Annotated in this window: 13 protein-coding genes and 1 pseudogene; 13 read left to right on the top strand and 1 reads right to left on the bottom strand. The window is 43.6% G+C overall.

Translation table 11 applies throughout. The features are described 5' to 3' along the window. Positions 1–137 precede the first annotated feature (137 nt). Positions 138–485: a hypothetical protein gene (locus APA_RS19965; RefSeq protein WP_201323994.1), complete on the bottom strand. Its 348-nt coding sequence runs from the start codon at positions 483–485 to the stop codon at positions 138–140. A gap of 100 nt (positions 486–585) precedes the next feature. Between APA_RS19965 and APA_RS19960 the strand changes: the two genes are divergently transcribed. The 13 genes and pseudogenes from APA_RS19960 to APA_RS19900 all read left to right on the top strand — a co-directional run. Continuing rightward, positions 586–1713 carry a cell wall metabolism sensor histidine kinase WalK gene (locus APA_RS19960; protein WP_201323993.1) on the top strand — a complete coding sequence of 376 codons (1128 nt, stop codon included), beginning with the start codon at positions 586–588 and terminating at the stop codon, positions 1711–1713. 191 nt (positions 1714–1904) lie between these two features. Next, a complete protein-coding gene (locus APA_RS19955; RefSeq protein WP_201323992.1) occupies positions 1905–4187 on the top strand; it encodes an FdhF/YdeP family oxidoreductase in 2283 nt (760 codons plus the stop codon). A 102-nt stretch (positions 4188–4289) separates the two neighbouring features. Beyond that, entirely contained in the window at positions 4290–5213 is a 924-nt protein-coding gene (locus tag APA_RS19950; RefSeq protein WP_201323991.1) for an energy-coupling factor transporter transmembrane protein EcfT, read from the top strand. Positions 5214–5276: 63 nt separating this feature from the next. After that, positions 5277–5855 (top strand): DUF4255 domain-containing protein, encoded by a 579-nt coding sequence (locus tag APA_RS19945; protein WP_201323990.1) that lies wholly within the window; start codon positions 5277–5279, stop codon positions 5853–5855. 84 nt (positions 5856–5939) lie between these two features. After that, entirely contained in the window at positions 5940–6986 is a 1047-nt protein-coding gene (locus APA_RS19940; RefSeq protein WP_201323989.1) for a hypothetical protein, read from the top strand. A 12-nt stretch (positions 6987–6998) separates the two neighbouring features. Then, positions 6999–8897 carry a phage tail sheath C-terminal domain-containing protein gene (locus tag APA_RS25310; protein ID WP_236579911.1) on the top strand — a complete coding sequence of 633 codons (1899 nt, stop codon included), beginning with the start codon at positions 6999–7001 and terminating at the stop codon, positions 8895–8897. Between the two features lie 54 nt (positions 8898–8951). Beyond that, positions 8952–9392: a phage tail protein gene (locus APA_RS19930; protein WP_201323988.1), complete on the top strand. Its 441-nt coding sequence runs from the start codon at positions 8952–8954 to the stop codon at positions 9390–9392. Further along, positions 9392–9838 carry a phage tail protein gene (locus APA_RS19925; RefSeq protein WP_201323987.1) on the top strand — a complete coding sequence of 149 codons (447 nt, stop codon included), beginning with the start codon at positions 9392–9394 and terminating at the stop codon, positions 9836–9838. The genes APA_RS19930 and APA_RS19925 overlap by 1 nt, the downstream gene beginning before the upstream one ends. 64 nt (positions 9839–9902) lie before the next feature. Then, entirely contained in the window at positions 9903–10064 is a 162-nt protein-coding gene (locus APA_RS19920; protein WP_201323986.1) for a DUF5908 family protein, read from the top strand. 33 nt (positions 10065–10097) lie between these two features. Beyond that, positions 10098–10736 carry a hypothetical protein gene (locus tag APA_RS19915; RefSeq protein WP_236579910.1) on the top strand — a complete coding sequence of 213 codons (639 nt, stop codon included), beginning with the start codon at positions 10098–10100 and terminating at the stop codon, positions 10734–10736. Between the two features lie 2 nt (positions 10737–10738). After that, the gene (gene vgrG, locus APA_RS19910) at positions 10739–12433 is read left to right on the top strand and encodes a type VI secretion system tip protein VgrG (RefSeq protein ID WP_201323984.1); all 1695 of its coding nucleotides are present in this window, start codon (positions 10739–10741) and stop codon (positions 12431–12433) included. A gap of 32 nt (positions 12434–12465) precedes the next feature. After that, a complete protein-coding gene (locus APA_RS19905) occupies positions 12466–12876 on the top strand; it encodes a GPW/gp25 family protein (RefSeq protein ID WP_201323983.1) in 411 nt (136 codons plus the stop codon). 54 nt (positions 12877–12930) lie between these two features. After that, positions 12931–13646 (top strand): annotated as a pseudogene (locus tag APA_RS19900) (hypothetical protein); the annotation flags it as partial.

Below are 13646 nucleotides of genomic sequence, written 5' to 3'. Positions count from 1 at the left end.
GACTTCTTTTATCTTAACTGAGCGCACCCCACAAAGGTTCATTGCGATCGCAGTTCTTAAAACCCAAAAAGCAGAAATGACATTTCATGACATTTCTGCTTTTTGTTAAGCTAAAGTGACGCAAAGCAGACCTTTTGTTATTGCAAGAAAACATCTACGACTGATCGACGACATCCCATACAATCACAGCCTCTCTGGCTAATGGCGAGATCGCCAATACGATCGCTGGTTAGGATATTGGTGCGATCGTCTTGAGATTGGCTGTTTGAATCGGGAGTTGGGGCTGGCTTTGTAATTACAACCGATGACATATAAAGATCGCTATCTTTGATGTCAAGGCTTTGGTTGGTATTGGCTTGTGCAGGATAGACTGACAGCAAAAAAGATGCCAATAATGCAGGGCTACTGAGAAGGGCTAATGATGATTTTTTCATAAGTACCGAGAATGTCGGATCATATCCATTAATTGCTGAAGATATTAGCATTTCTAGAAAAGCAAAGTCATGTAAAGCTTGCCTTCGCTTTTCAAAGTTAGAGATCGCTATATACTAAGATTTACTCCTTAAAAATCATCAATTTCCTTTCATGCTTGCCGCCAGCCCTGACTTAGTAGCCCTAGCCCGATCGCAAATTATATTACTGACCCAAAGTTTGGGTGCAGTCGCTAGTGCTATCTATATCACCGAAAATATTGCTGATGGGATGCCGCCAAATCTAATTGAGGTTGCCGTGTTTCCTGAAGATGGGGTGATGGCTTTGCCAGAAGCTTTTTCTGAGACTTTACCGTTGGCTATGGGAAGTAGTGGTCTAGTAAGACAACGCCGCTTTATATTGCCATTGATGTATGAAGAAGCGATTTTAGGCTTTTTGATGACGGGACGAGACGATCGCGACTGGCAGGAATATGAACAATTGCAAATTCAACAAATTGCTAATACTTTAGCGATCGCCTGTGCTTTAGATCGTCGCAATCAATGGTTAGTCGCTAACCAACAGCGCCATTATGAAGAGCAAAGCAATTTTTTTGCTTCTTTATTACATCAACTTCGCAATCCCCTAACAGCAATTCGCACTTTTGCTCAACTTTTATCACGGCGTATCGTTGAGTCAGATCCTAATCAAAAATTTGTAACGGGGATTTTGCGCGAGACTCAGCATATTCAAGATCTGCTTAATGAAGCAGATCGCCCTGAACCATTGCTACTACCGCAAGCTGAACATGAAAAAGCCCTATTACCTGCGGCAACTATAGATCTTGCCCCTGTAAATTTAAACGGAATTTTGGATGCGATCGCTAATTTTGCCAGTGCGATCGCTCAAGATCGCAATATTCAATTTCTATCCAATATTCCATCTCATTTACCTAAAGTATTAGGTAATGAATCAGGACTAAGAGAAGCGATCGGTAATTTGGTTGAGAATGCACTTAAGTACACCCCTGAACGTGGCTATGTGTTACTAGGTGCGGATGTGAAGCCTGACACAGTTTATATCTATGTTCAAGATACAGGTGTAGGAATTCCTGATGCCGATTTACCAAGGCTATTTGAACGCAGTTTTCGCGGTAGGCAAGCGGATGGCGATATTTCTGGGACGGGACTAGGGCTGGCGATCGCCAATGAATTAGTCCAGAAGATGGAAGGTAGCATTCACGTAATTAGTCAAGTCGGCAAGGGTAGCACTTTTGCCGTGACGCTCAAGCGATCAGGATAAGCTGTGTTTCTGAGAACACGCAAGGGACTGATACTTATCTGGAGATGTGGTTTGTGCTAGAGTTGCCATATTCTCAATTCGCGAATATAGAATAAAGATGCTCTAAATCTCCTAATACCTATGAACCCTTAAGATATCGTGTAAGATTTTTGTCAAGATATTTGTCTGAGCTACAGCTTTTTCACAAAAACATGGCTGAATTAACACCTTTAGAAACAACGAGCGCATCTTCAGGTAATCAACCACAGATGGGCGGAGGCTTTCCCGTAATTGGTTATTGGGCAGAAAAGACACTGGATCTGAAGGGTGGATTACTTTGGAAAACACTATTGCATAAAAGTGCTTGTCTGTCCTGTGCATGGGGAACGGGTGGACAAAAAGGCGGATTTCAGAATGAAGATGAAGAGAATTTGCAGCGCTGTGCTAAAAGCGTGGAAGCGATCGCATCGGAGTTAATGGAACCGATTCCTAATCATTTTTTTGAGCGTTACCCAATTTTGGAATTGCAAAAATTAAGCTCATTGGAAGCCGATCGCTTAGGGCGTTTGAGTTTCCCAGTCATTAAACGGGCTAATAGCGATCGCTACGAACGGATCACATGGACAGAAGTATATGAAATTGTCACTAAAGCTTTTCAGAAATCGCCAGAATGCCTCGCATCCTATAGCTCGGGACGATCATCAAATGAAGCCGCTTATCTGTTGCAATTGCTGATGCGATCGCTTGGCTCGAATAATCTTGCTGACTGCTCCGATCTTTGTCATGCACCTTCAACAGTTGGTTTAAAGCAAATGTTTGGATCGGGGACATCGATGGTCAGCCTAGCCGATCTAAAGCAAAGCGATTGTATCGTAATGATTGGCTCCAATACGCCTGCAAACCACCCGCGATTGATGAATGAATTGATTAAACTGCGCGATCGCGGCGGTAAAGTGATTATTATCAATCCTCTGATCGAAGTTGGCTTAGTTAAATTCGCTTCTCCTGCTTATCCGATTAAATCTTTTCTCAAAGGCTCAGATATTTCCTCTCATTATATTCAGCCCATTTCAGGTAGTGATACGGCAGTCTTTTTAGGGATTCAAAAGGCACTAATTGAGAATAATCTCGTTAATTATGACTTTCTTAAGCAATATACGGAAGATTGGGAAGCAGTAATCGAACAGGTGCGATCGCTAGATTGGTTAGAGATTCTGAATACTTGTGGAGTCTCACGCGAGGAAATCGAAATTGCGGCAAAGATGATTGGGACTTCGCAACGGGTGATCTTCGCTTGGGCGATGGGCATTACGCAGCATTCAAATGCTGTGGATAATGTGTTTAGTATTGCCAATACTGCACTCTTGACGGGTAATGCGGGTAAAGAAGGTGCAGGGACAATGCCGATTCGTGGCCATTCTAATGTGCAAGGATTCGGCTCGATGGGGGTGACAATTATTCTCAAAGAAGAGATTATGCAAGCTTTAGAGAAACTATTGCAACGACCTCTCAGTCGAGTTCAAGGCTATGATACTCGCGCCCTGATCGAAGCAAGCGATCGCCATCAGATTGATACGCTACTTTGTCTTGGGGGCAATATCTACGCCGCAAATCCTGATTCAACTCAATCTAAACGCGCTCTAGGTAATATCGAAACCGTTATTTATATTTCTACAAAGCCTAATCTCGGACATTTTCATGGACTGGCTAAAGAGAACACCTTAATTCTGCCTGTCTTTACCCGTTTTGAAAATCCGCACAAAACCACAACTGAATCTGGCAATAATTTTGTTCGCCTAAATGATGAGGGGACATCCCATCTCAGTCAACGGGAAGGCACAGAATTAATCTCAGAAGTTGAATTTCTAACAGAACTTGCCGATCGCTTGCATGGTGATGATGTCGTCAATTGGCGATCGCTCCAAGACACAAAATATATCCGTCAACTAATCGCCAAGACCATCCCCAGTTACGAGAAAATTGGCGAAATTGATCATAGCAATCAAGAATTTACGATCGCCAACCGCATCTTCCATACGCCCAAATTTCCGACCACATCGGGTAAAGCACATATGTTTGTCACACCCTTGCCAAAACTAGATTTACCAACGCTCTCCAGTTTTGATATACCTGAGCATACCAAGGCGATCGTACTTGTCCTTGGCACTGGTCGCAGCTATTCCCAACATAACACTGTCGTTTATAAGGATGGTGATTATTATCGTGGGATGCCACACCGCAATTGCATTTTGATGAATCGTACCGATGGCGATCGCGCAGGTTTTCGAGAGCATCAAACTGTTACGGTAAAAGGAAATGCTGGCAAAATGGAAGAGGTGGAAATCATCTATGGACAAATTCGTGAAGGCTCAGCACTGATGTTTTATCCTGAAGTCAACGCTATTTTCAGTGCTCCCATTGATGAGCGTTGTGGCACACCCGCATTTAAGCGCGTTCCCGTTGCTGTTTATTCTGCTGACAGCGCTCCGATCTAAAGAAAAGAGAGGCGGCGCGAAGCGCCGCCTCTCTTTTCTGGGTTTAATCTTTGCTATATTGTAAATTGCTAGAATGAAATTCCCGAAAAATATCAGAACATAGTGGATATACTGCGATCGCTTCCTATCGGACTTTACCTCGAACAGCCGATTACATGGCTCCATCGACTCGATCCACGCATCAAACTGTTTGGACTACTCACCTTTTTATTGTCGCCGATTCAAGCTAATGAGCCTTGGCGGATTGCGATCGCGGTTTTACTAATCATTCTGACCCTAGCTTCACAAATTCCGATGCGGGTTTGGAAACAGCAAATGGGGATTTTGCTACTGCTTGCCTTTATGACTTTAGCGATCGCCACTTTTTCCCCAGATGGGTTTAATGCAAATATCCAGCCTCGTCGCCCGATCCCTGAAGTAAATGTCACACCCGAAAAAGCTCTGAGCGCCTCACCGCTAACGCTCAAACTGCCTCAACCAACCCCCTATAGTTATGTGGTTTGGAAAGCTGGCAGTATCACAATTACTCGCAGATCTCTAGACTTAGGCGTACGGGTCTGCACATTGATTTTCACTTATTTATATGCGCCAACTCTATTTTTGTTAGTTACCGCTCCTGAAGAAATTACCGCTGCACTCGCATCCATTTTGTCTCCATTAAAATTACTCAAAGTTCCTGTTGTCGAAATTGTCCTCACTCTAACCCTTGCGCTCCGTTTTGTGCCTTTGGTCTTAGAAGAAGTACAGAATCTCGGCAGGGCGATGCGAACACGTTCGATTAATTGGAAAAGACTGGGTTTTAAACGCACCACCCAAATTTGGCTAATCCTTGCAGAGAGATTAATCGATAATCTGTTTATCCGCGCCGAACAAACTGCAAGTGCCATGCAAGTACGTGGTTTTACCACTCCCAATACTCACATTGTCGTTTGGAATCCGCTCAAATTTTTACCGCGCGATATTATTTTATTAGTTCTCTTAGTTGCCGTGTGGGGATTAAGGATTTGGTATGGGAATGAATTCTAAAAATTTTGAAGATAAATTACTTATGATATTATCTTGATGTAAAGCTAAAATCGGCATACCCATATGTTGGATATTGCGCTGAAGTTTCTCACCTCTGAATTGAATACTTACTTATCTACTCAGATGACTCCACCTGATGATGGAGAATTTGTGAAGATGAGTAAATTAGTCGGTGACGATGGTAAATATATTCTTATAAATAAAATCGCCTCTTCTATCATCAATATAGAAGAGGATCGCATTTTCAAGGCTCAAACTCCCGATCACACTTATAAAAATGGACAACATGTTGTACTGGAGCCTGAACTCAAACTCAACATACATGTGATCTTCGCAGCCAATGACAGTAATGAGATGTATGGTGAGGCTCTAAAACGTATTTCTCACGTGCTGATGTTTTTTCAATCCCATCCTGCTTTCACCTCGGCAGAATATCCCGCCCTCGATCCAAGTATTGAAAAGCTGACAATGGAGCTACAATCGCTCAGTTACGAGCAATTGAACCAAGTATGGGCTTTTATCGGTGCAAAACAACTGCCATGCGTTATCTATAAAGTACGCATGGTATCTCTTCAGAGTATGGTTCCCGCAGTTATTCAGCCTCCTATCATGGAAATATACACAAATCTTCACAGCCAATAACCCAATGATTGAGTATTATGATTCATAATAAGTTCAGTCGATTGTCTGGTTAATATCGTCGAGTCTATAAGACTCTAAACGACCATGCAGTTCCATCCATTGTTCACGATCAATATAGTTCATGAATACTATACAGGTCAGATCTGTAAAGATTTCAGTTTTGTTATTCCTGCTGACAGTAACCAATTACTCAAGAACGGTAAACTGATAGCCAAAATATACGAAGATAAATTGTATGTTTTGTTTCAACAAGATGAAACTGGTCAGAATGTTGTTTCTCTCGCTGGAAAGACGCTTCGATTTGGTCTAAAACTGCTAAATCCTTTCTTCAGCAATTTTACCGACTTGAGCAATTTCAAGTTGCCTCACGCGCTCTACAAAAATATTGCTAATCCTGACACACTAGATGCGGCTCAAGCAATTACTTTTGTAGGGAATCTATTCAGCTACGAACTGAAGAAAGCCACGCGACCTGTAACCGTTACACTCAAGGATCGCAATGGTCAGGTTCTGCAAACGGATACTGTTGATAACGATCGCACGACTGCTTCTTATGACTTTAAACGGACAAATCAAGCTGTAGGTCTCTATCGCATTGAAGAGTCTGGTTCTGGCAATGTAGAAACGACTGATTGTTACTTCGATCCCGAATTGCAGCAGCAAAACCTTTTTGGTGTGATCGAAATTGCGATCGCAGATAGTTTTTATCCCCCTCCTCCTCCTGTAATTCCATCTGCTGTTCGACCTCCTGAATTTAAGCCTCCTGAATTTGCGATCGCCTTTACCGCCAAGCAAGAGACGCTGAAATACTATGTAATCGGTCAAAATTACTCCGATGGAGACATCGCGCAATTATCTATTGTCGATAAAGGAGAATCGCCGATTAGCTTTACCAAATTTCTGCCCAATGCCTTTACTGCAAACGATATCCCATCCAGTCAGCTAGGTGATAGTGATGCAAATATTGTCCTATTTAGTTCGCCGATTGACGCTGTAAAACGCCAAGAAAAGGCTCGACAGAAAATTGAGTTACGCAAAAATGGGACTACATTAATTTCCCATTTACCACAACCTCGTCCCGATCGCCCAACCGCCAATCTGATCGTTCAACTTTCTAAACCCAAACCATAGAGGTTCAAATCGATGCCAACATACAAAACTCCAGACGTTTACATCGAAGAAATTTCGGTCTTTCCCCCTTCAGTAGCAGAAGTAGAAACAGCGATCCCCGCTTTTATTGGCTATACCCAAAAAGCAATCAGGAATGCGCCTAACGATCTCAATCTCAAACCCACAAAGATCTATTCTTTGAAAGAGTATGAGACCTATTATGGCTACCCAAAAGAAGATCCGCTGACGATTACGGTTGTCAACGATGGTTCAAGTGGATTAAAAGTTGATCCACCATTTACAGATCCAACTCTGAACTATTTAATGTATTACAGCCTTAAAATGTTCTTCGATAATGGAGGAGGTCAATGCTACATCATTTCAGTAGGAAACTATCCGTCAGACAGCACCACCAAACCTCAAAGCTCTGAGTTAACAAAAGGTTTAAATGAGTTGAGACTGGAAGATGAACCAACCCTAATCATCATTCCCGAAGCGGTGAAACTCTCTACAGCCGAGTACACAACTTTGGTGCAGGCAGTACTGAAGCAATGCAATGATCTGCGCGATCGCTTTGCCATCTTTGATCTCTATAATGGCGACAAAAATCTAGATGAAACTACTGCTGGCGCTAGTAGTAATTATCTTGTGAGCAACCGAGATTATTTTGGTAGCAATTACCTAAAGTACGGAGCAGTTTACTATCCGTTTCTCAAAACCACTCTCAATTTTTATGTAAATGATGATGAAACTACTGTGATGGTTACTCCACCGCCACTAGGTTCAGGTTCTACGGCGACAGCAACTTTAGCTAGTGGTGTAGTTAATGCGATCAATATTACCGCAGGTGGCTCAGGCTATACATCTAGTCCATCTGTGAATATTGCCGCTCCTCCTGCTGGTGGAGTGCAAGCGACAGCGACAGCAACTTTAGCTAGTGGTGTAGTTAATGCGATCAATATTACCGCAGGTGGCTCAGGCTATACATCTAGTCCATCTGTGAATATTGCCGCTCCTCCTGCTGGTGGAGTGCAAGCGACGGCGACAGTAACTTTAGCTAGTGGTGTAGTTAATGCGATCAATATTACCGCAAGTGGCTCAGGCTATACATCTAGTCCATCTGTGAATATTGCCGCTCCTCCTGCTGGTGGAGTGCAAGCGACGGCGACAGTAACTTTAGCTAGTGGTGTAGTTAATGCGATCAATATTACCGCAGGCGGTTCAGGCTATACCTCTCCTCCATCTGTCTCTTTCATTCCCGCTACTCCTGCTGCTGCCAATCTTGCTAGTTTTAGAACATCGAATACTGCACTTTACAATTTTGTTAAAAGCATCTTAAAGGAACACTTCGTGATCTTGCCTCCAAGTGGTGCTGTAGCAGGAATTTATGCCGCAACTGACAGCAATCGTGGCGTGTGGAAAGCTCCTGCCAACGTCAGTCTTGCCAATGTGATTGAGCCAGTGATCAAACTCGACAACGACAAACAGGATGGTCTTAATGTCGATGCGACAACGGGTAAATCGATCAATGCGATTCGTGCCTTTATGGGTAAGGGAACGCTGGTATGGGGAGCGCGGACATTGGCGGGTAACGATAATGAATGGCGCTATGTTCCTGTGCGGCGGTTCTTTAGCGTGGTCGAAGAATCCGTGAAGAAATCAACTTACTGGGCGGTGTTTGAGCCAAATGATGCCAACACTTGGGTCAAAGTGCGCGGCATGATCGAGAACTATCTCACCCAAAAATGGCGCGAAGGTGCGCTAGCAGGTGCAACTCCCAAAGAAGCATTTTTTGTCAAATGCGGACTTGGGATTACAATGACTGCGATCGATATTCTCGAAGGGAGAATGAATGTGGAAATTGGTATGGCAGTGGTGCGTCCTGCCGAGTTCATCATCTTGAAGTTCTCTCACAAATTACAGACATCTTGACGATCGCCTGTCAACTAATCCATAACTAACTCAAATTCAAAAGAGATAAGCATCATGGCAGATAAACTATATCCTTTACCAGTTTTTCATTTTAGTGTTGACTTCGGTGGAGAAAAGCTTGGCTTCACCGAAGTGGCGGGACTGACCCAAGAGAATCAGATGATCGAATATCGGTCAGGTGATTTTCCTGAGTATTCTTCGATCAAGATGCCAGGTTTGCGGAAGTTTAACAACATCACCCTCAAGCGCGGCATCATGAAAAGTGATAACAAATTCTTTGTATGGCTGAATAGCAGCATGAAGCTGAGCCTAGTAGACAGAAAAGATCTCACGATCAGCTTGTTGAACGAAAAGCATGAACCTGTCATGAGTTGGAAAGTTAGCAGGGCTTTTCCCGTAAAATTGGAAGGGCCACAGTTGAAAGCGATGGGTAACGAAGTCGCGATCGAATCGATTGAAATTGCCCATGAAGGATTAGTAGTAGAGAATCTCTGATGGCGAAAAACTACTATCCACCAGTCGGCTTTCATTTTAAAGTTGAGGTGCAAGATCTAAAAGTCAATGCTGATGACGTTTGCTTTACTGAAGTTAGCGGGCTATCGGTAGAAATGGGTACTGAAGAAATCGCTGAAGGTGGCGAAAATCGATTTATCCAGAAATACCCCACGCGCACTAAATACCCAGAGTTAGTTTTGAAACGCGGATTGCTAGTGAATTCCGAGATTCTCGATTGGATTCGCAAATGTCTGGAAGATTACGAGATCAAGCCCAAGGACATCTTCATCAAGCTCTTAAATGAAAATCATCAACCCTTGCTGACATGGAACGTGGTCAAAGCTTATCCCACCAAATGGGCGATTAGTGATCTCAATGCTTCCAATAATGCAGTGGTGATCGAAAGCTTACAGTTGTTTTACCAATATTTCACTCTAGTTAAGTAAAAAAGTTGACGGCGCAAAAAGCATCGCCTACTCATTCAGTTCAGTACTACCAAAGCATAAAACCATGCCAATAGTTGTCGATGAAGTTGTCATTTCTGTAGAAGTCACCAACCAAGCGTCAGGTGGTGCAGCATCTGCACCTGACGCTACTGAGGACAAGCAGACCATTATCAATGAATGTGTGGAAAGGGTACTCGACATTTTGAAACAAAAGGAAGAGCGTTAAACCATGGGCAATAAGGGAACATTGGAGAAACTAATGATCAAGGCTTTTGATAAGCCTGATTATGCTGAGCCACATATCGGCGAGTTCTCGGCTTATGTCAATCCAAATGAAATTACTTTATCCTATGAAATGGAGTACGATAGCGCCCAAGGCTCTGGGACGACCAACAGTCGGATGAACTTCAAGAAATTGAAACCTGGGGATCTGTCGCTCATCTTCTTTATTGACGGCACTGGTGCGAATGGAAACCTGATTGATGTTCAGAAAAAGATAGAGGAGTTTCAGAAAATCACGGGTTACAACGGTAACATTCACAGACCAAATTATCTGAAGGTGACATGGGGCAAACTGCAAGTTAAGCGCTGTGTCCTGAAAAGTGCCTCGATCGCTTATAAGCTATTTAAGCCCGATGGCATTCCATTACGCGCCGTGATTACGGCAAATTTTACCGATAACTCTGATGATAAAACTAGTCAGGCGATCGCCCAAAATCAATCGCCCGATCTCGCTCACTTACATCTAGTCAAAGCGGGCGATACTTTACCTAGTTTGTGCGATCGCATTTATGGCGATCCCAATTACTATCTGGAAGTTGCCCGTGTTAACCAGATTGACAATTTCCGCTGCCTCACCACTGGCAGCAAACTCTTCTTTCCCCCCTTGGAGAAGTAGTGATGCCAGAAACCAGAACTTTGCCCATTCCAGCCGAACATCGAGAGTTCACCATTAAGGTCGGTGGCACAGTTTTGTCACGCGAGCATCAGTTGTTAGGAGTTTATCTTGTTAAAACAGTAAATAAGATTGCGGCTGCACGCCTAATATATTTAGATGGATCTGCGGCGGCAAGTGATTTTCCTTTGAGTAATACAGATCTGCTTATTCCTGGTAAAGCAGTTGAAATCTTAGCTGGTACTGGCAACGATCCAGTCTCCTTGTTTAAAGGTATTGTCATTCGTCAACAGTTGAAAGTGCGAAATCACACTGCTCCTCAGTTGATCGTGGAGTGTCGCCATAAAGCCGTAAAACTAACCGTAGGTCGTAAGAATGCCTATTTCTTTGATCAAACTGACAGCGATATCATCAGCGCATTGTTGGATAAGGCAGGAGTTAGTGCGGATGTAGATAGTACCTCGGTAAACCACAAGCAGCAGGTGCAATATAACAGCACTGATTGGGATTTTCTATTGGCACGAGCTGAGGCTAACGGCAAGCTAGTGTTTACTAATGGCGATCGCGTAAAAGTAAAAGCACCTGTATTCACTAGCACCCCAGTCTGTACGCTCCAGTTCGGGGCGACGATTCTAGAACTAGATGCAGAAATCGATGCCCGTCTGCAATATACTGCCGTTAAAAGTTTGACTTGGGATGCCGCTCAACAAAGTGTGCTGGAAAAAGAGGCAACAAATCCTAATCTCGCTGCACCTAGCAACTTGAGTAGTGACGATCTGGCAGCGGTGGTGGGATTGGACTACTATCGGCTGCAACATATTGCTGTTAGTGAAGAAGAAGCACAGGCTTGGGCAGATGCCCAATGGCTAAAATCCCAAATGAGCAAGGTGAGTGGTCGGATCAAATGCGAAGGTCTTGCCACGGTTAATCTGGGCGATATCGTCACTTTGAGCGGAGTGGGCGATCGCTACAATGGCAAGGTATTTGTGACGGGGGTTCGTCACGACTTTGACCTAGTACAAGGTTGGAAAACCCACATTCAGTTTGGCAATGTCGAGAAATGGCTAGCGGAAGAACAGCATATTTCTGCGCCATCAGCATCGGCGCTGCTACCTAGCGTGAATGGCTTACAGATCGGCGTGGTGGTTAGTAATGAAGACCCAGATAGCGAACATCGGGTGCGCGTAAAAATGCCCTTAGTTGATCCAGCGGAAGATGGAACTTGGGCAAGGGTAGCGGCTGTTGATGCAGGTGATGAGCGCGGCTTTTTTTTTCGCCCCGAAATTGGCGATGAAGTAGTTTTGGGATTCTTAAATGACGATCCTCGTCAGGCGGTGATTCTAGGAATGCTTCACAGCAGTGCCAATGCTGCGCCACTACAAGGTTCAGATGACAACCATCAAAAAGTGTATCAAAGCCGCTCGAAAATGAAACTTTCTTTCGATGATGAGAAGAAAGTAATCCAGTTGGAAACCCCAGCAGGCAATAAGTTTACGTTAAGTGAGGAGGATAAAGCAATCAAACTTGAAGACCAAAATGGTAACAAAATCACGATGAACTCAGATGGAATCAAAATCGAAAGTAGTAAAGCGATCGCTATAAAAGCGGCGACTGAGTTAACACTCGAATCGGGTACATCGCTAAGTGCCAAAGGTGGAGCCAGCATGAAACTAGAAAGCAGTGTAGTCCAAATCAACTAGATAAATCTTATATACAGGGAGTATCAACCGTCATGTCAACACTGGCTTATACGTCTTTTTTAGGAACTGGCTGGAGCTTTCCGCCCGAATTTTTGCCGACGACGGGTGAGGTGGTCATGACCGCAGATGAGGAAGATATTCAATCTAGTCTGAAAATCTTGTTCGGGACTGCGATCGGCGAACGGATTTTCAATCCCAAATATGGGCTAAATATGCAAGAAATACTGTTTGAGCCTTTGAGTACCACGCTCAAAACAGATTTGACCGATCGCGTGAAAATTGCGATTTTGATCTACGAGCCTAGAATCGAACTGTTGTCACTAGAATTGGATACAACGGCTGAAAATGAAGGCAAAATCAGCATCGTGATGGAGTATAGAGTGCGGGCGACCAACTCGCGCTACAACCTCGTTTATCCGTTTAACATCAATAACAACCCATAAAGATTGGCAAAGCGTCGCAAATCTTTACCTTTTCCCAAAATTTGGCAATGTAACATGGCTGAACAAGATATCATCCAGAATCTCATCTATCAACTCGGGCAGAGCCAAGGCGATCGCTTGCCACAAGAGTTACAATTTCCGTTTGTCGATGTGGATGAGCGGACAACTGCCGATCTATTGGAGTTCACTAAAGCATTTGCCGAATTCGTTAATTTTTATAACAATAATTCTTCAACACCATCTGGAAATTGGAGCAATTTTTTTCCTGCCCAATCCACAATTGAGAAATTGCTAAAAAGCGAGAGTGGCGATACTCCTCCGCATTTAGCGCTATTTTTAGCTTTTCTAGAGCTTTACAAACAGCCGCAGAGTGTTATCAATAAAATTACGGCGCGGCATTTAGATTTTTATTATCGGGATGTATTGCGTCTCACTAAAAAAGATGCGATCGCGGACAAAGTACATCTGCTGCTCGAACTCAAAAAAAATGTGGCTCCGATTGAAATTCAGCCCGAAAATTTATTCTCCGCAGGAAAAGATGCGACCAATATTGAACTAATCTATGCACCAACAAGGAAAACCGTAATTAATGCCGCCAAAGTGGAATCTTTGCGATCGCTATTTTACGATCGCAACAAAAAAACGATTCTCTCGGCTGCGATCGCAAATTCTTCAGATGGCTTAGGCGGTAAACTCGCTGAAAATGCGCCACAGTGGTTTGGGTTTGGCAATCCGCAATTATCTCCAGCTAAAGCGGGATTTGCGATCGC

The sequence above is a fragment of the Pseudanabaena sp. lw0831 genome (genome assembly GCF_016584665.1).
Classification (GTDB): Bacteria; Cyanobacteriota; Cyanobacteriia; order Pseudanabaenales; family Pseudanabaenaceae; genus Pseudanabaena.
This window is presented reverse-complemented; position numbering and strand designations above follow the sequence as displayed.

Bases quoted from the DNA above. Each gene is read 5' to 3' on its own strand.
- APA_RS19960 (WP_201323993.1), top strand. From the start codon at position 586: ATGCTTGCCGCCAGCCCTGACTTAGTAGCCCTAGCCCGATCGCAAATT.
- APA_RS19930 (WP_201323988.1), top strand. From the start codon at position 8,952: ATGGCAGATAAACTATATCCTTTACCAGTTTTTCATTTTAGTGTTGAC.
- vgrG (WP_201323984.1), top strand. From the start codon at position 10,739: ATGCCAGAAACCAGAACTTTGCCCATTCCAGCCGAACATCGAGAGTTC.
- APA_RS19905 (WP_201323983.1), top strand. From the start codon at position 12,466: ATGTCAACACTGGCTTATACGTCTTTTTTAGGAACTGGCTGGAGCTTT.
- APA_RS19945 (WP_201323990.1), top strand. From the start codon at position 5,277: ATGTTGGATATTGCGCTGAAGTTTCTCACCTCTGAATTGAATACTTAC.
- APA_RS19920 (WP_201323986.1), top strand. From the start codon at position 9,903: ATGCCAATAGTTGTCGATGAAGTTGTCATTTCTGTAGAAGTCACCAAC.
- APA_RS19965 (WP_201323994.1), bottom strand. From the start codon at position 485: ATGCTAATATCTTCAGCAATTAATGGATATGATCCGACATTCTCGGTA.
- APA_RS19955 (WP_201323992.1), top strand. From the start codon at position 1,905: ATGGCTGAATTAACACCTTTAGAAACAACGAGCGCATCTTCAGGTAAT.
- APA_RS19925 (WP_201323987.1), top strand. From the start codon at position 9,392: ATGGCGAAAAACTACTATCCACCAGTCGGCTTTCATTTTAAAGTTGAG.
- APA_RS19915 (WP_236579910.1), top strand. From the start codon at position 10,098: ATGATCAAGGCTTTTGATAAGCCTGATTATGCTGAGCCACATATCGGC.
- APA_RS25310 (WP_236579911.1), top strand. From the start codon at position 6,999: ATGCCAACATACAAAACTCCAGACGTTTACATCGAAGAAATTTCGGTC.
- APA_RS19940 (WP_201323989.1), top strand. From the start codon at position 5,940: ATGCAGTTCCATCCATTGTTCACGATCAATATAGTTCATGAATACTAT.